Consider the following 21,109-nt stretch of genomic DNA (forward strand, 5'->3'; position numbering starts at 1 on the left):
ACACAATAGCAAAAGCTGCTACCTTTGCATCATGAAAATACTGGTTACCGCAGCTACTACCTTTGAAATCCAACCATTTATGGACCATCTGGCCGGAAAGAATTACCGGAATTGCCAGGTAACCACCCTGATAGGTGGCATCGGCATGATGCACACCGCTTACCAGCTTGGCAGGCAGTTTGCCATATCCCGTCCTGATTTTGCCATTCAGGCCGGTATTGCCGGCTGTTTTGATCATTCCTGGGAAATGGGAAAAGTAGTGATCATCGATAAAGAACAACTGGGCGACCTGGGCGTTGAAGATGACCAGGCTTATAAAGACCTGTTTGACATACAATTATGGCAACCAGATCAGCCTCCGTTCACTAACCGGCAGCTCATTAATCCATTGAAAGACATCCCTCAGCTTCCGGACCTGCCAACCGCTTCAGGTGTGACCATCAATACCGTCAGCGGTAGCGAACGTACCCGTCAGCTGCTGCTTGACAAGTATAATCCGGAAGTGGAAAGTATGGAAGGCGCCGCTTTTCATTATGCCTGCCTGCTGGAAAAGATTCCCTTCATGCAATTACGAAGTATCTCCAACTATGTGGAAGTAAGAGATAAAAGCAAATGGAAGATCCAGCTGGCTATCAAAGAACTGAATGATACATTGATTAAATATTTTGAACGATGGAACTAACATTAGGATTCTCACCATGCCCGAATGACACATTCATTTTTGACGCGATGGTGAATAACAAGATCGATACAAAAGGCCTTACATTCAACACACAACTTGAAGATGTTGAAACACTGAACAAGTGGGCCATGCAGGGTAAACTGGCTATTACCAAACTGAGTTTCGGCGTATACCAGAAAGTGAAAGACCAGTATGAACTGCTCAACAGCGGAAGCGCTTTAGGCAGGGGTTGCGGACCATTGCTCATCGCTAAAAAAGATATCCCGCAGGAAAAGATCAAAGATTGTAAGATCGCTATCCCGGGAGAAAATACAACTGCTAACTTACTCTTCTCTATCGCATTTCCGGAAGCCAGACAAAAGGAAGTATTGCTGTTCTCTGATATTGAAAATGCAGTGCTGGACGGAAGAGTAGATGCGGGTGTAATTATTCATGAGAACAGGTTCACCTATCAGCAGAAAGGACTTGTGAAAATTATTGATCTTGGTGAATACTGGGAAAGTACCACCGGCAGCCCTATTCCATTAGGTGGCATCTTTATACGAAAAGATGTTCCTGATCACATCAAACAACAGGTAGATCAGCTGATACATGACAGCCTGCAATATTCCTACAAACACTATCCTGCATTATCATCCTATGTAACAGATCATGCACAGGAAATGGATGAATCAGTAATGCGTCAGCATATTGATCTGTATGTAAATGATTTCAGTCTTGGGCTCGGCGAAGCAGGTAAGGCTGCAGTAGACAAACTGATGTCAGTATATTCATAATAGTTAGTAGAACGATAATAAAAAATAGCCCACAGATGACTTGCATTGTCTGTGGGCTATTTATGTCTTAATGGTTGTATTACTACCGCGCTTCCTTTATTACGATGACCTAAGAAGCTAATGCGGCCTTGTACACTTCGAGCACTCTTTTTCTTGCCTGCTCATGTGCAACCATTGGTTTCACATAAGTCAGTTCTTCAAATTCAGGAACCCATTTTCTGATATATTCAAAAGAAGGATCAAAACGTTCTCTTTGCAATGTCGGATTGAACACCCTGAAATAAGGCGCCGCATCACAGCCGCAACCTGCCGCCCATTGCCAGTTACCATTGTTTGCCGCAAGATCATAATCGAGTAGTTTCTTAGCGAAATAAGCTTCTCCCCAACGCCAGTCTATCAATAGGTGCTTCGTAAGAAAACTTGCAACGACCATGCGTACACGGTTGTGCATAAAACCTGTCGTATTTAACTCACGCATGCCTGCATCTACAAGCGGATAACCTGTTTGTCCGTCACACCATTGCTGAAACTCTTTCTCATTATTCCGCCATCGTATGTTGTCATATTCACGACGGAAAGAGTGTTCTACGACATGCGGGAAATGCCACAGTATCATCTGAAAGAAATCACGCCATATCAGTTCACCAAGAAATGTCTCGTTCAACTGATTCGCCCGGTCTGCCAATTCACGTATGCTCATTGTACCAAAACGCAGATGCAATCCAATGTGTGTAGTGCCTTCAATGCCCGGCAGATCCCGCGTCTTATCGTAATTCTTTATCACGCTGTCCTTTATTCTCATAGAGGGGAATCCTCTATCTCCCGCAAGGAATCCAATAGCACGCAGGCTCGGTACCTTTTTAGCTTTCTGCTTAAAGAAATTCCTGAAATATATTTCCGTAGGATATGCTTGTAAATAATACTCATTCAGTAATGTTTTCCATTTTTTACTATAAGGCGTAAATACCGTATATGGTTCCCCGTTATCTTTCATAATTTCATCCCGGTCAAAGATCACCTGATCTTTGTACTGATGAAAGCCAATCCCCTTCTCTTTCAGTCGTTTTGCAATATCCGCATCCCGCTTCACGGCATACGGCTCATAGTCAATATTGGTGAACACTTCCTGCACATTGTACTGTGTAGTCCAATGTTCAAACGCTTCCTGCGGAGTACCGTAATAAATATCCAGTGTACTCCCCAGTTTACTGAGTTTCACCTGCAGATCATTCAATGTATCATGAATAAAAGTGACACGTCTGTCATGCTTGTCTTCAAGATCATTCAGAATGTTTGTGTCGAACACAAATACAGGTACAACAGGATTTGACGACTTTAATGCGTGGTATAAAGCTGCCTGGTCCAGCAGACGTAAGTCACGTCGCAACCAGCATAAATTGATTGTTGGAGGCATAAGAGTGGTTAGTTTTGCATTCTCAAATAAACAATCTCAGGTACAAGATAAACCGGATAAGACAAAGAAAAATCCACTAAAAATATGCCACTGCCGTGCGGTTTCAGTGTATATTCTTATAAATAAGTAGTCGTATATTTTTAACTATAATCCTTCGTGAATGAGCTCATGTAGAATGACCGCAGTGGCATTTCCATAACTACTATCACGGAATGCTCCCACCCAGCGAATGCCGGTAACGGCATTGGTAAGAAATATTTCCTCTGCTGTCTCAAGATCCGCTACCGTTATAGGTTTCTCAGTTACGGTGAAAGGTAGTTCCATACGCAGGAGGTTCTTACGCATTACACCGCATACCCCTCCTTCCGACAAAGGAGGTGTAATAATTTCCCGGCCCTGTACTATAAAAAGATTCGCAATAGTAGTATCCGCCACCCTTCCACACGGGTTCAGCAGCACTGCTTCATTAATGCGGTGTTGCTTGGCGTACATGGCAGCCATGACATATGGCAGGCAATTATTCGACTTTATATAGGAGTATTTGTCGCTCGCTTTTCTCACATCGGGGAAAATATCCAGCCTTAATCCTGTCTCATTTAACTCGAGCACCTGCCGGTTCAGCTCCCAGCTCTGGATGATAAAATTGGGGATGTTATTTATCGGGTCATACAAGCCTCCGTCTGACCTGAAAACAGTCAATCTTACCCTTGCCAGCCGATCATGTCCATTCCGGCTGCAAAGCTCTGTTATAAGCCTGGTAAAATATGTTTTGGTAAACTGTTGGGGAACGTCAAAATGAAGGAGGTTCATGCTGGACATCAGCCGTTCAAAGTGCAGGTCAGCCAGCAAAACCTTTCCCTGGTACACCCGCATGGTTTCAAAACATCCATCTCCATAACGGAAGGAACGGTTATCGGCCGTTAATATAGGTTCCGATGCCGCAATAAACTTACCATTATAACATAGAGACCCCGATTGCACTTCGAACACTTTAACTTTTAAATGGACTGTTAAGTTACGGAAAATTAATGGGGTAAAAATGGGTAGCGGTTACCCGGCCCGATGCCGGATAACCGACTTTTTTCACATAGGACAGGGGTTCTTCCCGGCGTAGGCAGGGATGGACACCTGTAATGACTGACAACCCAATAAAGGATACTGCTGATGATACGGGAAACGCTTAGACCATACTACGTACAAACCAGGCACTGGCTTGCATTACGCTAAGTGTGACACAGTATTTTTCATAGTTCAAAAAAGTATAAGATAAATAGGACACTTCGAACAATCACATGACAGGAATTAAATTCCACCATACCATTCGGTATCTGTAATCATTCAGTATTCTTCTCCATTCAGGAAAGATACATACGTGGTCATACTTTCATAGTGTTGCTTGATTCTCTGAACGTTCACGACAATTTCCACAATGTGTTTTACATTGTACGACTTATAGTTTTGGTTCTCCCAACAGGGAATATTAGCTTCTGATATCGGATCTGTTTTCGAATGCTGTTTACTTACTTCCTACTAACAGTAGTTGACACAGCAAAGATGCTGATTTTGTTTTATTCTACAATAGCAAGTTAAGGGTATTGCAAATATGAGGGATAATACTTATGAAAAAATAAAAAATTAGGAATTGAGAATTTAACACGAAGACTGATCGCAGTATTTCAATTCCTAATCCAGGCGCTTAATTCAGCTTCATTTCTGGTATATCTCCATTGACTACCAGTCGTCCCGCTGTTTTGGCAATGATTTCTTCCACACTTACACCAGGGGCTCTTTCCAGTAAGCGGAAGCCTTCAGGAGTGATATCCATTACCGCCAGTTCGGTTACCACTTTCTTTACACACGATACACCTGTCAGCGGCAATGTACACGTTGGTAGTAATTTGCTTTCCCCTTTGGGATTTGTATGCATCATCGCCACGATAATATTTTTTGCAGATGCGACGAGGTCCATCGCCCCTCCCATTCCCTTTACCATTTTACCCGGTATTTTCCAGTTGGCGATATCTCCGGTGTCAGATACTTCCATGGCGCCCAATACAGTAAGATCCACCTTTCCTGCCCTGATCATACCAAAGCTCTCTGCGGAGTCAAAAAAGGCGCCTCCAGGCAATACAGTGACCGTTTCCTTACCGGCATTGATCAGGTCTGCATCCATCTCTTCTTCTTCGGGATAAGGCCCCATACCCAGCAATCCATTCTCAGACTGTAACATGATAGAAATCCCCGGCGCTATGAAGTTGGCCACCAGGGTCGGGATACCAATACCCAGGTTCACATACATACCATCGCGCAGTTCCTGTGCTATTCTTTTGGCAATGCCATATTTATCTAAAGACATAACAATTTTCAGATTTGAGGTTGCAGTAAGCTTGAGCGTTAACTCATTTTCACGGTTTTCCGCTCAATACGTTTTTCATAATTACTTCCCGGGAAGATACGGTGCACATAGATGCCCGGTACATGGATCTGGTCGGGGTCCAGTTCTCCCGGCTGCACCAGGTGTTCTACTTCAGCGATGGTGATATTCCCCGCTTTGGCCATAGAGGTACTGAAATTACGGGTGGTTTTCCGGAATACCAGGTTGCCCATCGTATCCCCTTTCCAGGCTTTTACGATAGAAAAATCAGCATGTAATGCCAGTTCCATCAGATACTGCTTGCCATTGAACTCGCGCGACTCCTTTCCGTTTGCAATCTCGGTTCCATAACCAGCCGGGGTGAAGAAAGCGGGAATTCCCATACCTGCCATCTGGATACGGGTAGCCAGGGTGCCCTGGGGAATGAGTTCTACCTCCAGTTCACCGGAGAGCAGCTGGCGTTCGAATTCAGCGTTCTCTCCCACATAAGACGAAAGCATCTTTTTGATCTGCCGGGTTTTCAGCAGCAATCCAAGGCCAAAATCGTCTACACCGGCATTGTTGGAAATACAGGTTAACTGTTTGATGCCCTTACGCACTAAGGCGGCAATACTGTTTTCGGGGATGCCGCACAAACCAAATCCGCCCAGCATTAAGGTAGCGCCGTCGCGGATGTCATGCAATGCTTCATCAGCATTCGCTACAACTTTGTTCATGTTTTGGTGATGTTTTTAAAGAGGATGGCTTCAGCTCCTCGGTTTGGCCAGTTTAAGCATAGGGTCATGCTTTGGTGGCAGCTGGTCGATGATGCCTCTCTTAATTTTCTTAACAAATGGAATTAATGTATCCTGTTCGCCTGAAATTAGGCTATTATTATTAACCGGCAAAAGAGAGCGGGGGGTCTTCACATATTCCTGCCGCTTCAGGTTCAGATCCAGCATGTTCTTATCGTTGGACACAGCTGCGAACATCATATCATACACTTCCTTAAACTTGTTGGGGTGCGACTCATAATAGGCATAGCTGTGGTTAAACTCCTTAGGCGTCAGTTTATGCAGATCCAGGATCTGGCGGTAATATACCTTCACCCTTTCCTTGCGCACGGAATCACTGACGATCACGTTGGACTGATCATCATCCGTCATGGTGCTGTACGAATCTGCTATGTTCATATCCAGCAGCACATCGCGCATCTTTTCTTTCGACAGAACGTCTTTCGGTACTTTATCCGCCTCCCCGCACGCCGTTATCAACAGCACCAGGCAAACTGCTATTATTCTATACATAAATGATTTTCCTTCTTCAGAATGCAAAGCTATTTCATCTGCTGATATTTCGCAGCATTGGTGACGTCCATAATGGCAAGTAATTGTGCTGCGCGTGACTTTTCCTGCGGAGGTGATTTGGCAAAGATCTTCTGCAGTTCATCCGCCTTTGCGGTAAAGAACGTCGCCATCAGCATAGAATTGGGTATATCCTGATAGATGGCGTATAACATATTCAGGCAATTCATCACCGCATTACGCCCCTTGGTCATATCCTCATACATCATATCCAGGCCCTGCCGGTGATACTGGTACATCACATCATGAAAACGGGCGAATTTCACATTCAGCAGATTATCCTGCAGCCAGTAGCGATTACGGTTGCCTTCAAAAGGTTTCCATCCGGCAATATCTTTCCCGTCAGGCGCATTGGTCACTATATTCAGCGCCTTCTTATAGAAATCGTCTCCTCCCCTGGCAGCAAAAGAATCTGCGTCCAGTCCGAGGATAATATAAGTGTAATAAGCCAGGATGGCTGTCAGGTTAGACGCCAGCGGATCACTTCCCACTACACGGTTATCACTGAATTCCAGCGGCTGAAACTCCACATAACGGAACACCACATTCTGGTCCTGTGTGTTCAGGAGACTGGTCAGGTATCCTGCATTGTATACGGGCCGGGTAGCCTGTACGGTCAGCGTAGCCTTGAAAGTATTGTTGCCCAGGTCTTCAGTAATATTAACCAGGAAGTTACACTCTATACGTTCTGCCGGCGTATACGCTTCATCACTCCATCTGCGGCCATTCAGGAATTCCCTGATGGAATTCTGTAAAGTGGTAAATACCTTCCTGCTGGTGTTGTTATTTACCAGCCTGCCGGTAGTGACAGTAACATTGGCGCGGAGTTCCTGCGCCTGTGCGGGTAACAGGGCCAGCAAAGTTCCTGCTATTGACATAATGAAAGCAAAACACCAGGACCTGTGTTTGGCATGCCATAAGTGAGCGTTATTTGCCATTGTGATCATTCTGTTATATAGAGCATGTGTTTAGACTACCAGGGGAGCGCTGTTAAGGTGAATGATGTCCACAATAGCAGCCACAATATCCTGCGCCACGGCCAGTTTTGATTTCAGGGGCAGGTCTCTTGCATCGCCTTTTTTGTCGAATAAAGTTACCTTATTGGTATCATGATTAAAGCCGGCGCCCTTGTCATTCAGGGAATTCATTACAACAAGGTCCAGGTGTTTTTCCCGGAGTTTCTTCAAGGCATATTCCTTCTCGTTGTTCGTCTCCAGTGAAAATCCCACCAGCACCTGTTTATCGGTACGGGTAGCGCCCAACGTACGCAGGATATCTTTTGTTTTTTCCAGTTCCAGCGTCAGGGCATCTCCCTCTCCTTTCTTCATCTTGATATCTGCCACATGTTTGGGCCGATAATCCGCCACTGCTGCCGCCATTACAATTACATCAGCCTGGGCAAAATGAGCAGCGCTGCTGTTGAACATGTCTTCCGCTGTCACCACCCGGATGGTATTGACAGCCGGATTGCCTGCCGACAGACCTGTAGGTCCCAGTACCAGGGTTACCTCGGCTCCTGCAGCCGCCAGTGCATCTGCAATGGCGATTCCCATTTTCCCGCTGGAATGGTTACTGATATAACGTACAGGGTCCAACGGTTCTTGCGTAGGACCAGCAGTTACCAGCGCTTTTTTTCCTTTCAGCGGCTGGCCGGCATTGCCAAACTGTTGCTGATCAATATACTGTGAAGCTTGTTCCACACCTGATTGCCCTACCAGACCAGCACCATCTGCTATCTCTCCGGATTTCAGAGATTGTCTGGCACTGAAATGCGCCTCCAGGTACTTTACAATATTCTCCGGCTCTGCCATACGGCCCTCACCGAACAGGCCACTGGCCAGTTCTCCTTTTTCCACCGGGATCTGCTGGTGCCCGTAAGAGAGCAACTTACTGATATTGTTCTTTGTAGCAGGGTGATGCCACATATCCTCATCCATGGCAGGTGCAAATAACACAGGACAGGTGGCCGATAAATAGGTCGCCATCAACAGGTTATCGCAGGCGCCATTGGCCATTTTAGACAGGGTATTGGCAGAAGCCGGTGCTATCAGCATCACGTCTGCCCAACGCCCCAGCATCACATGGTTATTCCAGCTCTGGTTATCGCTGATGGTTACGGGTACTTCATGTTTAGACAGGGTAGCCAGGGTCAGCGGCGTAATAAAATCGCAGGCAGACGGGGTCATGACCACTTTAACGTCTGCACCTTCTTTTACCAGCAATCTGACAAGCGTAGCTGCTTTATAGGCAGCAATGCTGCCGGATACACCCAGTAATATTTTCTTTCCTTGAAGCATGACGGATTGGCTATTAAACAAAAAGGCGGCAGAAACATGTTTCTGCCGCCATGAAGTTAGATATTTTTCAGTCAAACTACTTAACTATACAAGTCGTCGTCATTCCTGCGGAAGTAGATCTTATCTTCCAGGAATTCCATTGTAGCCTGGATAGCCGGATTAGCCATCCTCTCATAGAAACGGGAGATCTCGATCTGCTCTTTGTTCTCATGCACTTCCTCCAGGTTGTCCGTGTGGCTGGCAAATTCTTCCAGCTTGGAGTGCAGCTCTTCCTTCACAGATATGTTGATCTGGTTGGCGCGTTTCGCGATCACTGCAATAGATTCATACAGGTTACCAGTTTTGCTCTTGATCTCGGTAGTATTTTTAGTTTCTACCATCGGATTGATGCTACTGGTGAGACCTCTTTTTATTTTGCTCATTCTCCAGGGAATTATTGTGTTTATTAATTGTTTTTAGTTTCAGTATCGGCTTTGTCAGATTTCTTTGAATCCTCAGATTTATCTGTTTTATCAGCCTTCTTATTAGCTGCTTTTTCAGCTTTCTTTGCTTCTTTCTTCAGACGTTCGGTTTTCGCATTAGCGGTAGCCGTATAACTTTCGATCGTCTTAATATTACCCTGCGCTAAGGTATAATATTTCTCAGCATCGCCCTTCAATTTGCTTTTCGGATAGTGATCCGCGAAATCCAGGTATTCAGAGAGTACATCGTCGTAGCGTTCTTTCTGCTTTTCCCAGATGCTATTTTTGGCATATTGATAATAAGCCTTGATAGCCATATACTTATACTCATCGCTCTTGTCAGAATCCGGATAGTTGCGCATCAGGCTCTTGAAAGAGATGGCAGCTGCCTTGTAATATCCTAAGTTATAGTATAACTCTGAGTTATTGTATTCTTTCTTTTCCAGCTTCCGGCGACTCAGTTCGATCACAAGATTGGCCTCGGGCACTTTATCGGAAGTAGGATAGTTGTTGATGAAGGTCTGCATGGCAGCAATAGCTTTCTGGGTATTGGTCTGGTCCAGCTGTACCTTCGGAGACTGTTTATAATAGCAGTAGGCCTGCATATAATCCATCTCAGTTGCTCTCGGGCTGTTCGGGAAGTTATCCAGGTAGTTCTTGAAATAGAACCCGGCCTGTACATAATCCTTCATCTTATAAGAGCAGTAGCAGTAATTATAATAGATAGGTTCATACTTATCAGTACCCTTATATACCTGGAACAAGGACTCGTACAAGGCCTGGGCTGAAGTATATTTCTTTTTAGCATACAACTTGTCAGCGTATGCCAGCTTGGCTTCGTAGTCCTTGCTTTTTTCAATTCTGCGCAGTTCCGTATTACATGATACTGAAGCGGTTACTGCTACAAAAAGACTGATGTATAAAACTATTTTCCGCATAAAGAGGGCAAAGTTAAGAATTAAATGTAAATGTAAGATAGGGCGGCTATCGAAGCTGTTAAAATTTTGCAAAAGCCGGCCCCGGCAGGATGACTTGCCTTCTCTTGTCTACGGTTTATTCCCGGGTTAGTAAAAAAGGTCAACAAAACATCCCCCACTTTCTACCACCTGGATCATATTCCCCCACTTTTTACCACGAAAATCTCTTTTCTCCACTTTTTACCACAGAAAGCTCGAAAATGGGTGATTGGGAGTTATCCGTTCCGTTTTTACTTCCCGCTAATTAGCCCGGTATCGGGACTCTTGGTTGATTATTCACGCTAAGTAGCTTCGGTTTCAGCATGGGATGGCGGTCGGCGCCTCTCTGAATAACTATTGAGCTTCGTCAAGCGAATAGGGGATAGAATATGAATTGGCGACACCGGTCGTATCACCCGAGAGCCGAAGGCCCGCCATTCCCATCTGAAACCGCTTCTACTTAAGCTCTCCTGCTATAATTTCAAGTGTCTGATTATTAATGGTTTCCTGTTTCAAGTCCAACTATACGTCTGGTATGCGTCCGGTATGCGTCGGGTCTAAAGCGTGTATAAAGTATATCAAGGCCCGCCATTCCCATCTGAAACCACTTCTACTTAAGCTCTCCTGCTATAATTTCAAGTGTCTGATTATTAAAGGTTTCCTGTTCAAGTCCAACTATGCGTCGGGTATGCGTCCAGTATACGTCGGGTCTAAAGCGTGTATGAAGTATATCAAGGCCCGCCATTCCCACATCTGAAGCCACTACTACTTAAGCCTCCTGCTATAATTTCAAGTGTCTGATTATTAATGGTTTCCTGTTCAAGTCCAACTATACGTCGGGTATGCGTCCAGTATGCGTCGTGTATGAAGGATATCAAGTCCACGTCAAAGGCATATCAAAAGCATGTCAAAGGCACGGTAAAGGCATCGTAGCGGAATACTAAAAAGTGTAGTAGAGGGTCGGAAATCCAAATAACTCATTGATAATTAGACACAATAATCTGTAGCAGGAAGCTTAAGTAGCAGCGGTTTCAGATGGGAATGGCGGGCCTTCGGCTCTCCGGCAACACGACCGCTGCAGTCCAATCTATATCCAGCCCCTATTCGCTTGATAACGCTCAATAGCATTCCAGACAGGAGAGGCGCCGACCGCCATCCCATACTGAAACCGGAAGTACTTAGCGTACAAACAAGAGAAGAACTTGATAACAAACAACTTACAGTGTTATAAACACAAAATACACATTTATAAACACGTTATTAACACACAATCCACATCAATTCACATTCATTACACAATAAAGCTCACACAATTCAATATTATAGGCAAAATACTACTGTGGAAAAAATTTATATTTCATTTTTTCGTTAGAGAGTGGGAAAAAGTGTTATTTTGTGTTAGAAAAGTGTTTTTCAAGGACTTTCGCCCCCAAGTATGACAGGCTTTCTCGGTGAATATGAGGCTACGCTGGATGCAAAAGGGCGCTTTCTACTCCCCGCTGGCTTTAAAAAGCAGCTGGCAGAGAGCGCAGGGGAGCAGTTTGTACTGAACCGAGGGTTTGAAAAATGCTTGTCTTTGTATCCCATGAATGAATGGCAGCCAATTTTCGAGCGTATCAGTAAGTTGAACGACTTCGATCCGAAAGTTAGGGAATTCCGGCGCTATTTTCTGAACGGAGCTACAATATGTGAACTGGACAGTGCAGGGAGATTATTAGTACCAAAAAACCTGATGTCGTACGCCTCTCTTGAAAAAGACATTGTACTGGCGGCGGCAACCAATAAGATAGAGATCTGGGATAAAGGTAAATACCAGGAGTTCTTTGAAAATTTCTCACCAGGATCATTTAGTGACCTGGCCCAGCAAGTAATGGGAGGCGGAGATAATAATATTTCGATTTAACCGAGTATGGAAGAAGGTTCAGCATATCATCTGCCCGTGTTACTGCAGGAAGTGATCACAAACCTGCAGATACACCCCGACGGTGTATATGTAGATGCCACTTTTGGTGGAGGGGGCCATTCCAGGGCAATCCTGGAACAACTAAATGAAAACGGCAGATTGATTGTATTTGACCAGGACGAAGACGCATACGCCAACCGGATAGATGACCCCAGGGTCACATTCGTTCAACAGAACTTCCGGCATATGCAACGCTTCCTGAAATTATACAAGTCTACCCCGGTAGATGGCATTCTGGCTGACCTCGGAGTTTCTTCCTGGCAGTTCGATACAGCAGAAAGAGGATTCAGTACCCGCTTCGACGGAGACCTGGACATGCGGATGGATAAACGGGCTACACAAACCGCCGCCGCACTCCTGCAATCATCTACCGAAAAACAACTGCAACTGATCTTTCAGGAATATGGCGAAGTAACAAACGCCCGTACCCTCGCAAAGATCATCGTGCAGGAACGCAAGGCAAGACCTATGCGTACCATTAGTGAATTCAAATCTGTAATTCAGCCGATAGTAAAAGGTAATCCGCAGAAATACCTGGCACAAGTATTCCAGGCCCTGCGAATTGCAGTCAACGATGAACTTGGTGCCCTGAAAGATATTTTGACACAGTCAGCGGAAGTGCTGAAACCAGGCGGTAAACTCGCCATCATCACTTTCCACTCACTGGAAGACAGACTGGTGAAAAACTTTATGAAAATGGGACAATTTGAAGTACAGGATGATGCGTTCTCTTTTGAGACGCCTCCTAAACTCTTCAGGTTAGTGACAAAAAAGCCAGTAACTGCCAGCCCCGAAGAGCTGAAGCGCAATACGAGGTCCCGAAGTGCAAAACTCCGGGTAGCCGAAAAATTATAAGATTGATTATGAAATCGCTATGCCAATGTACCTGTTTAATAACAGGCTACATTGGCTTAGTAGCATAAATAATAATAAAGTGTTGCAGGACGAAGAAGCATACATATCAGCCGTCGACGAGACCCCGGAAGAACAACCGGAACAGCATGAACACAAGAAGGAATGGCGCCTTCGTATCAACTACAGGGCCATTACACGAAACATGCCGTTCATCGGATTCCTGTCCCTGCTCGCACTGATATATATAGCCAACAGTCACCTGGCCGAAAAAAAGATCCGGCGCATCAATAAACTTGGCAAGGAAATAAAGGAACTCAAATGGGAGTACCTCAACGTCAAAAGTGAACTGATGTTCCGTAGTAAAATGAGCGAAGTAGGCAAAGCAGTAGAGCCCCTGGGACTAAAACCGCTTAGCTCTCCGCCACAGAAAATTGAACTGGAGAAAAAGGAATAACCTTTTATATAACAAACAGTGGAAGTAAAGAAAGACATATTGTGGCGTGTGTATCTATGCTTTATTGGCATGGGACTGTTTGGTGCGGCAATCCTTGTAAAAGTGTTCATCGTACAGAACGTAGAAGGCAACTACTGGCGCAGTATGGCAGACAGCCTCCATACCCGCTACGTTTCTCTCGATGCTGACCGTGGCACTATTTATTCAGAAGAAGGCAGAATGCTTTCCACTTCCATCCCTTACTTTAATCTGAGGGTGGATTTCGCTGCTGATGGCCTGCGGGAAAATAAAGGAAAGATATTCACAGACAATGTTGACTCATTGTCTATTCGCCTTTCCGAACTGTTCGGCGATCATACGCCCGCAGAATACAAACATATCCTGCGGGACGCATACAAGAACAAAGACAGGTACTATCTCCTCAAAAGAGATGTAACATTTACCCAGTATCAGGCAGTCCGCGACTTCCCGATGTTCAGACTGGGAAAGAACAAAGGCGGCCTGATCGCAGAAACGAAAAATAAACGCATCAACCCCTTCAAACTATTGGCTAACCGTACAATAGGACTGGCAAGGGAAAATGCACAGAACGTAGGTCTCGAAAGGACCTACGATAAATATTTAAAAGGCGTTACCGGTAAAAGACTGATGCGCCGTATCGCCGGTGGAACATTTGTTCCCGTGGAAGGATACGATATCGAACCTGAGAACGGACGAGATATCATCACCACCATCGACGTCAATATGCAGGACATCGTGGAAACAGCGCTCATGAATATGATGGTGAGCAACGAAGCAGAACACGGCACCTGCATCCTGATGGAAGTGAAAACCGGTAAGATAAAAGCCATTGCCAACTTAGGCCGGCAACCCGATGGCAGCTACTGGGAAGACATGAACTACGCCTTACAGGTAGGCGAACCGGGATCCACTTTCAAACTGGCTACCGTGATCGCTGCCCTGGATGATCAGTACGTCACCATGAACAACCAGGTAAACCTGAACGAAGGCCGCTGGCAGATTGGAAGGAGAACAGTGTTTGATTCCGAACCTCACCCCGGACAAACAAACGTCAGCATCAAACATGCTTTCGAACTGAGCTCCAACGTGGGAATGGCAAAGCTGGCCATGCAGTGTTACGCAAAAAGGCCGAACGACTTTGTAGCGCACCTGCGTAAACTGAAGCTGGACAAACCCACCGGTATCGACCTCGTAGGGGAAGGTAAACCGGTGATCAAGAATACGAAATCAAGGACATGGAGTTCCACCACCCTGCCATGGATGGCCTTTGGATACGAAGTGTTAATAAGTCCGTTACAAACCTGCATGTTGTACAACGCAGTCGCTAACAACGGCACCATGATGAAGCCTTACCTGGTAAACTCCATCATGGAATATGGTCAGCCGGTGGAATACTTCGATCCGGAAGTGGTGATGGACAGTATCTGCTCGCAAAACACGCTCAGGCAGGTAAGACAGATGCTGGAAGGTGTGGTGACCAATGGTACGGCCAAAGCCTTATGGTCGCCGTACTACAAATTTGCCGGCAAGACCGGTACCGCCCTGGTAGCCAACGGTAAACAGGGGTATGCAGATAAGATCTACCAGTCTTCATTTGCAGGGTACTTCCCGGCCAACGATCCGCAGTTCACCTGTGTAGTGGTGATCAAGAACAAGCCAGATGCGGCGAAGTTCTACGGAGGTGCGGTAGCAGGACCTGTGTTCCGCGAAGTAGCCGACAAACTGTACGCGATCGCAGTGGAGAAACAAAAGCCCATGCGTGCTTCCCTGGCAATAGATACATTGCTGGCGTTTAAAAACGGACAGGGACGCGAATGGAAAACAATACTGAATAAACTGAACCTGCCAATGGCGGGTAGTGTGAATAACAGCAGCTGGGTAAGCCCGAAAGTGGATGATAAAAAGATCGCTTTCGCGCAGGTACAGCAAGTGAAAGGAGGAGTGCCCAATGTAACGGGAATGGGATTAAAAGATGCACTGTACCTGTTGGAGAATGCAGGATTGCGTGTGATCATCAAAGGAGCCGGAAAGGTGACCAGTCAGTCAATACCCGGCGGCTCCCAGTTAGAAAGAAATCAGACAATCGTAATAGAACTGAGCTAAGAGAATGAAGACGTTGCGTGACATACTATACAATGTGAGCATCCGTGAGATACACGGCAGTACAGATACTGCTGTTAACTCATTAAGCATCGACTCCCGGGCCATTGGTCAGGGAGATGCCTTTATTGCAATAAAAGGCGTACATGCAGATGGTCACCTGTTTATAGATAAAGCCCTTGCACAGGGCGCCGCAGCTATCATCTGTGAAGAACTGCCACAAAACCTGGCAGACGGAGTGACCTACGTACTTGTGAACAGCAGCGCTACCGCAGCTGGCATCATCGCAGGTAACTTTTACGATAATCCGTCACATAAACTGAAACTGGTCGGTGTAACAGGTACCAATGGTAAAACCACCATCGCTACCCTCCTGTTCCGCCTGTTCAGTAAACTGCGTTTCCACTGCGGATTGCTGTCTACTGTTCAGAACCAGATCGGCGACAAGATCGTTCCGGCTACACATACCACTCCTGACGCCATTCACCTGAATGCCCTGCTGGCAGAAATGGTGGATGAAGGTTGTGAATATGTGTTTATGGAAGTCAGCTCCCACGCGGTGCATCAGCAACGTATCGCCGGACTGAAATTCGCTGGTGGTATATTCAGCAACATCACACACGATCACCTGGATTACCACAAGACTTTCGACGAATATATCAGGGTGAAAAAAGCCTTCTTTGACGGACTGCCACCTACTGCCTTTGCACTCACCAACCTGGATGACAAGCGGGGTAACGTAATGCTGCAGAACACCCGTGCAAAGAAACAATCATACAGCCTGCGTACAGTAGCTGACTTCAAGGGTAAGATCCTTGAAAACAACCTGACAGGGCTGATCATGACCGTGAATGAAAAAGAGGTGCATTTCCGCCTGATAGGTGAATTCAATGCATACAACTTACTGGCGGTATATGGCACAGCCATATTGCTGGGACAGGATAAGGACGAAGTACTGCAGGCACTCAGCGACCTGTCTGGCGCTGAAGGCAGATTCGACTATATCATGTCGGCCAACGACAGGATCATTGGAATTGTCGATTATGCACATACACCTGATGCGCTGCTGAACGTGCTGGCCACTATCAAGAACCTGCGCAAAGGCAACGAACAGGTGATTACAGTGGTAGGTTGCGGCGGCGACCGCGATACAGCGAAACGCCCCGTGATGGCAGCAGTAGCCACTGAACACAGTGATAAGGTGATCCTGACTTCTGACAATCCACGCTCAGAAGATCCGGTAGCCATCATTCACCAGATGGAAGCAGGTATACCAGTGCATCAGAAGAAAAAATCACTGTCTATCACCGACAGAAAAGAAGCCATTAAAACAGCTGTAAGCCTGGCCAACCCGGAAGATATTATCCTGGTAGCAGGTAAAGGCCACGAAAAATACCAGGATATCCAGGGAGTGAAACACCCTTTTGACGACAAACAGGTGTTACGTGAAATGCTGGAACTAATGGGGAAATAACAACAATGCTGAGACAACTAACAAAACTAAACCTGTAAGTAACGACTACAGGCAACTGACAGAGACTAACTAACTATATGCTATATTACTTATTTAACTATCTCAAATCATTAAACTTCAGCGGTAGCGGGATGTTTCAATTCATCACCTTCCGTGTTACAATGGCATTGCTGCTGTCGTTAGCGATTTCTTTGTTATTAGGTAAGCGCATCGTCCGTTACCTGCAGCGCAAACAGATCGGGGAAACCATCCGCGACCTGGGCCTGGCTGGAGAAAATTCCAAGAAAGGTACCCCTACCATGGGTGGTCTCATCATTTTGTCTTCCATTCTCATTCCTACCCTCCTTTTCGCCCAGATCAAAACGGTGTATGTATGGCTGATGCTCTTATGTACCGTATGGCTGGGACTGATCGGATTCCTGGATGACTACATCAAGGTGTTCAAGAAAAATAAAGAAGGACTGGCAGGTAAGTTCAAAGTACTCGGACAGATCGGTCTGGGTATCATCATAGGCAGCACACTCTATTTCAATGATAACGTAGTGATTTCCCGCGAAATCATCAGCGGTAACAAACTCGCTTCATATGAAAGAGATGTGCACCACAAAGAAAGAGTTACAAAGGATGGACACCGGTTTGCAGATGTAAAGACGCCAATCACCACCATTCCTTTTGTAAAAAATCATGAGTTCAACTACGCCAAACTGATCTCCTGGATGGGAGCAGGTGCGGAGAAATATACATTCATCCTGTATATCCTGATCGTAATAGTGATCATCACCGCCGTATCAAATGGCGCCAACCTTACGGACGGCCTCGATGGCCTTGCCACGGGAGTCTCGGCAGTGATCGGTGTGTGTCTCGGCATCTTTGCTTACGTATCGGGTAACATTCAGTTTGCAGAGTATCTGAACATTATGTATATCCCTAACCTGGGTGAATTATCCATCTTCATTGCCGCCTTTGTGGGTGCATGTGTGGGCTTCCTCTGGTATAATGCTTATCCGGCGCAGGTATTCATGGGTGATACCGGTAGCCTTGCACTGGGAGGTATCATCGCTTCCATCGCGATCATCGTAAGAAAGGAATTACTGATACCTATCTTCTGTGGTGTGTTCCTGGTAGAAAATCTCAGCGTAGTGCTGCAGGTGTCCTACTTCAAATACACTAAAAAGAAATATGGCGAAGGAAGACGCATCTTCAGGATGTCTCCTCTTCACCACCACTATCAGAAGCTGGGATATCACGAAAGTAAAATTGCAACAAGGTTCTGGATCGTTACCATTATCTGTGCAGCAGTATCTATAGCAACGTTGAAAATGAGATAAACATGCAAAAGAAACTCATCATACTCGGAGCCGGCGAAAGCGGTATCGGCGCTGCCCTTCTAGGGAAGCAGCGGGGGTATGATGTATTTGTGTCTGATGGCGGTGCTATAAAAGACATCTACAAACAGGAACTGGCGGTCAACCATATTCCGTTTGAAGAAGGGCGGCACTCCTGGGATGTGATCCTGAATGCTGATGAGATCATCAAAAGTCCTGGCATACCCGAGAAGAGTGAGTTAATGAAAAAAGTGCGGGAAAAACAGGTACCAGTGATCTCCGAAATAGAATTCGCTTACCGGTTCAGCAAAGACAGCAAGGTCATTGCCATCACCGGTAGCAACGGCAAAAGCACTACCACTGCACTGACGTTCGACATCTTCGAAAGAGCAGGAATGAAAGCAGCGATGGTAGGCAATATAGGCCTTAGTTATGCAAGGCAGGTAGCCACTGCACCAGCGGATTACTATATCGTGGAAGTCAGCAGTTTTCAGCTGGATGATATTAAGGAATTCAAGCCTGACGTAGCCATTCTGCTGAACATAACACCAGATCACCTGGATCGTTATGAGTACAAAATGGAAAACTATGTGGCATCAAAGTTCCGCATAGCAATGAACCAGGGTCCGGAAGATTACTTCGTCTATTGCATGGATGATCCCGAGATCAGCGATTATTTAAGGAAGCAAACTATTTATTCAACAACAATACCCTTTACTATCATGGAACCATTAAAGCAAGGAGGATTTATGGCAAACGAACAGGTGAACATCCAGGTGAATGATGAGCCAATGATCGTATCAATGTATGATCTTGCGCTGAAAGGCAAACATAACTTGTATAATTCAATGGCAGCGGGTATTGCAGGACGCACCATGGACATCAGGAAAGAGAAGATCCGCGAGAGTCTTACTTCTTTCAAGAGCCTGGAGCACCGCATGGAGTATGTAGCTACTGTGCGCGGAGTGGATTTCATAAATGATAGTAAAGCAACCAACGTAAACTCTCTGTGGTTTGCATTGGAAAGCATGGAACATCCTGTAGTACTCATCATGGGTGGTGTGGATAAAGGAAATGACTACAGCGCGATCCAGGATCTGGTAAAAGAAAAAGTAAAAGCTATTATCTGTCTCGGTGTTGACAATGCCCCTATCCAGGAAGCATTATCCAACGATACACCAGTGATGGTAGATACACGCAATATGAAGGATGCTGTTCAGGCAGCATTCCAGCATGCAACAAAAGGAGATGTAGTATTGCTCTCCCCTGCCTGCGCCAGCTTCGACCTCTTCAAGAATTACGAAGACAGAGGCAAGCAGTTCAAGGAGGCAGTCAAAGAACTGTAACCGGCTTGTTGTCTGAAAGTAATACACTCAGACAACCGGCGCCAAAAGAGTGAAATGGACGTACTTCATAGGACCAAAGGAGACAGAGTGATATGGACGATCGTTATCTTCCTGTCACTGGTAAGCCTGCTCGCTGTTTACAGCGCCACGGGATCGCTGGCGTATCGGGAACAGGGAGGTCACACGGAGTACTATCTATTCAAACAACTGAGCGTACTGGGCATGGGGCTGCTGATCATCTACTTCGCACATCGGGTGAACTATACTATTTACTCACGTGCCGCGCAGATAGGATTTCTTGTCTCTATACCTTTACTCATCTACACACTGGCATTCGGACACAACATCAACGACGCCAGCCGTTGGATAAGACTGCCAGTTATCAACCTGACATTCCAGACATCGGACGTAGCCAAACTGGCCATATTCATGTATGTGAGCAGACAGCTGTCCAAACGGCAGCACGTGATCACTGATTTCAGGAAGGGCTTTTTGCCCATCATTATACCGGTAAGTATCATCTGTATGCTGATCATGCCGGCAAACATGTCTACAGCCTTGCTGCTGGGCGCCAGCTGCATGATTCTGTGCTTTATAGGCCGGGTACCTGTCAGGTTCCTGGCTTCCATGGTCTTAGCTGTAGTGGTACTCGTGTTACTCATGTTTGCCATTGCGAAGATCACCGGCCTTGAAATGCGTACACAAACCTGGATCAACAGGTTGGAACATTTCTCAGGAGATGATAACGCAGAACAACCTTACCAGGTGCAACAGGCGAATATCGCGATTGCCGGCGGAGGCGTACTGGGTAAGGGTCCTGGCAACAGCACACAAAGAAATTTTCTTCCTCATGCATATAGTGACTATATATATGCAACAATTATCGAGGAGTATGGTATCTTTGGCGCCTTTTTGATATTGATGGCCTACATGTTGCTACTCTTACGCAGCATCCGCATATACAGGAAATGCCCTTACGCATTCGGTGCATTTCTCGCAGTAGGACTCAGTGTCACGCTTGTAATACAGGCACTTACAAATATGGCAGTGAATGTGGGCCTGTTCCCCGTAACAGGGGTTACACTACCACTGGTAAGTATGGGAGGTTCTTCCGTAATCTTTACCAGCCTGGCCATCGGAATTATACTCAGCGTATCACGCAATGTGGAAGAACTCGAAGGCAAGAGAATAGAACAGGAGCGGATCGCTAAAGTGATGGAAGAAAACGGTATACAACCGGCAGCTTAAAACAACCAAAGTAAAAACGA

At 45.8% G+C, this 21,109-nt stretch carries 19 protein-coding genes; 10 read left to right on the top strand and 9 right to left on the bottom strand.

Going from position 1 to position 21,109, the window contains the following annotated elements:
• Nucleotides 1-31: 31 nt before the first annotated feature.
• Nucleotides 32-682 (top strand): futalosine hydrolase, encoded by a 651-nt coding sequence (gene mqnB, locus BLR32_RS00390; protein ID WP_089828267.1) that lies wholly within the window; start codon nt 32-34, stop codon nt 680-682.
• Nucleotides 673-1,458: a 1,4-dihydroxy-6-naphtoate synthase gene (locus BLR32_RS00395; protein WP_089828268.1), complete on the top strand. Its 786-nt coding sequence runs from the start codon at nt 673-675 to the stop codon at nt 1,456-1,458. Before mqnB ends, BLR32_RS00395 begins: the two co-directional genes overlap by 10 nt.
• 109 nt (nt 1,459-1,567) lie before the next feature.
• On the opposite strand, the gene BLR32_RS00400 is transcribed toward BLR32_RS00395, so the two are convergent.
• The 9 genes from BLR32_RS00400 to BLR32_RS00440 all read right to left on the bottom strand — a co-directional run bounded on the left by BLR32_RS00400 (nt 1,568) and on the right by BLR32_RS00440 (nt 10,285).
• Nucleotides 1,568-2,872 (bottom strand): cryptochrome/photolyase family protein, encoded by a 1,305-nt coding sequence (locus BLR32_RS00400; protein WP_089828269.1) that lies wholly within the window; start codon nt 2,870-2,872, stop codon nt 1,568-1,570.
• Between the two features lie 144 nt (nt 2,873-3,016).
• Nucleotides 3,017-3,862 (bottom strand): aminotransferase class IV, encoded by an 846-nt coding sequence (locus BLR32_RS00405; RefSeq protein WP_143011308.1) that lies wholly within the window; start codon nt 3,860-3,862, stop codon nt 3,017-3,019.
• 706 nt (nt 3,863-4,568) lie between these two features.
• On the bottom strand, nt 4,569-5,228 hold the full coding sequence (locus tag BLR32_RS00410; protein WP_089828271.1) for a 3-oxoacid CoA-transferase subunit B: 660 nt from the start codon (nt 5,226-5,228) through the stop codon (nt 4,569-4,571).
• Nucleotides 5,229-5,266: 38 nt separating this feature from the next.
• On the bottom strand, nt 5,267-5,962 hold the full coding sequence (locus BLR32_RS00415; RefSeq protein ID WP_089828272.1) for a CoA transferase subunit A: 696 nt from the start codon (nt 5,960-5,962) through the stop codon (nt 5,267-5,269).
• A gap of 30 nt (nt 5,963-5,992) precedes the next feature.
• Nucleotides 5,993-6,532: a DUF4296 domain-containing protein gene (locus tag BLR32_RS00420; RefSeq protein WP_089828273.1), complete on the bottom strand. Its 540-nt coding sequence runs from the start codon at nt 6,530-6,532 to the stop codon at nt 5,993-5,995.
• Nucleotides 6,533-6,561: 29 nt separating this feature from the next.
• Nucleotides 6,562-7,527, bottom strand: a complete 966-nt coding sequence (porD, locus tag BLR32_RS00425) for a type IX secretion system protein PorD (protein WP_245705324.1) — start codon at nt 7,525-7,527, stop codon at nt 6,562-6,564.
• A gap of 30 nt (nt 7,528-7,557) precedes the next feature.
• Nucleotides 7,558-8,886, bottom strand: coding sequence for a bifunctional phosphopantothenoylcysteine decarboxylase/phosphopantothenate synthase (locus tag BLR32_RS00430; RefSeq protein ID WP_089828275.1), 1,329 nt, complete (start codon nt 8,884-8,886; stop codon nt 7,558-7,560).
• An 80-nt stretch (nt 8,887-8,966) separates the two neighbouring features.
• Complete coding sequence (locus BLR32_RS00435) at nt 8,967-9,308, bottom strand: DNA-directed RNA polymerase subunit omega (protein ID WP_012794531.1); 342 nt, start codon at nt 9,306-9,308, stop codon at nt 8,967-8,969.
• A 23-nt stretch (nt 9,309-9,331) separates the two neighbouring features.
• Entirely contained in the window at nt 9,332-10,285 is a 954-nt protein-coding gene (locus BLR32_RS00440) for an outer membrane protein assembly factor BamD (RefSeq protein ID WP_089828276.1), read from the bottom strand.
• Nucleotides 10,286-11,738: 1,453 nt separating this feature from the next.
• Here BLR32_RS00440 and mraZ point away from each other — a divergent pair.
• The 8 genes from mraZ to BLR32_RS00480 all read left to right on the top strand — a co-directional run bounded on the left by mraZ (nt 11,739) and on the right by BLR32_RS00480 (nt 21,089).
• The gene (mraZ, locus tag BLR32_RS00445) at nt 11,739-12,206 is read left to right on the top strand and encodes a division/cell wall cluster transcriptional repressor MraZ (RefSeq protein WP_089828277.1); all 468 of its coding nucleotides are present in this window, start codon (nt 11,739-11,741) and stop codon (nt 12,204-12,206) included.
• A gap of 6 nt (nt 12,207-12,212) precedes the next feature.
• Complete coding sequence (gene rsmH, locus BLR32_RS00450; protein WP_089828278.1) at nt 12,213-13,121, top strand: 16S rRNA (cytosine(1402)-N(4))-methyltransferase RsmH; 909 nt, start codon at nt 12,213-12,215, stop codon at nt 13,119-13,121.
• Between the two features lie 25 nt (nt 13,122-13,146).
• On the top strand, nt 13,147-13,575 hold the full coding sequence (locus BLR32_RS00455) for an FtsL-like putative cell division protein (protein WP_245705325.1): 429 nt from the start codon (nt 13,147-13,149) through the stop codon (nt 13,573-13,575).
• 18 nt (nt 13,576-13,593) lie between these two features.
• Complete coding sequence (locus BLR32_RS00460; protein ID WP_089828279.1) at nt 13,594-15,699, top strand: penicillin-binding protein; 2,106 nt, start codon at nt 13,594-13,596, stop codon at nt 15,697-15,699.
• A gap of 4 nt (nt 15,700-15,703) precedes the next feature.
• Nucleotides 15,704-17,170 (top strand): UDP-N-acetylmuramoyl-L-alanyl-D-glutamate--2,6-diaminopimelate ligase, encoded by a 1,467-nt coding sequence (locus BLR32_RS00465; protein ID WP_089828280.1) that lies wholly within the window; start codon nt 15,704-15,706, stop codon nt 17,168-17,170.
• A 77-nt stretch (nt 17,171-17,247) separates the two neighbouring features.
• Nucleotides 17,248-18,498, top strand: a complete 1,251-nt coding sequence (mraY, locus tag BLR32_RS00470; RefSeq protein WP_089828281.1) for a phospho-N-acetylmuramoyl-pentapeptide-transferase — start codon at nt 17,248-17,250, stop codon at nt 18,496-18,498.
• A 2-nt stretch (nt 18,499-18,500) separates the two neighbouring features.
• Complete coding sequence (murD, locus tag BLR32_RS00475; RefSeq protein WP_089828282.1) at nt 18,501-19,841, top strand: UDP-N-acetylmuramoyl-L-alanine--D-glutamate ligase; 1,341 nt, start codon at nt 18,501-18,503, stop codon at nt 19,839-19,841.
• Between the two features lie 54 nt (nt 19,842-19,895).
• Entirely contained in the window at nt 19,896-21,089 is a 1,194-nt protein-coding gene (locus tag BLR32_RS00480) for an FtsW/RodA/SpoVE family cell cycle protein (protein ID WP_089828283.1), read from the top strand.
• Nucleotides 21,090-21,109: the final 20 nt, after the last annotated feature.

It is taken from the genome of Chitinophaga filiformis, from assembly GCF_900102545.1.
Taxonomy (GTDB): domain Bacteria; phylum Bacteroidota; class Bacteroidia; order Chitinophagales; family Chitinophagaceae; genus Chitinophaga; species Chitinophaga filiformis.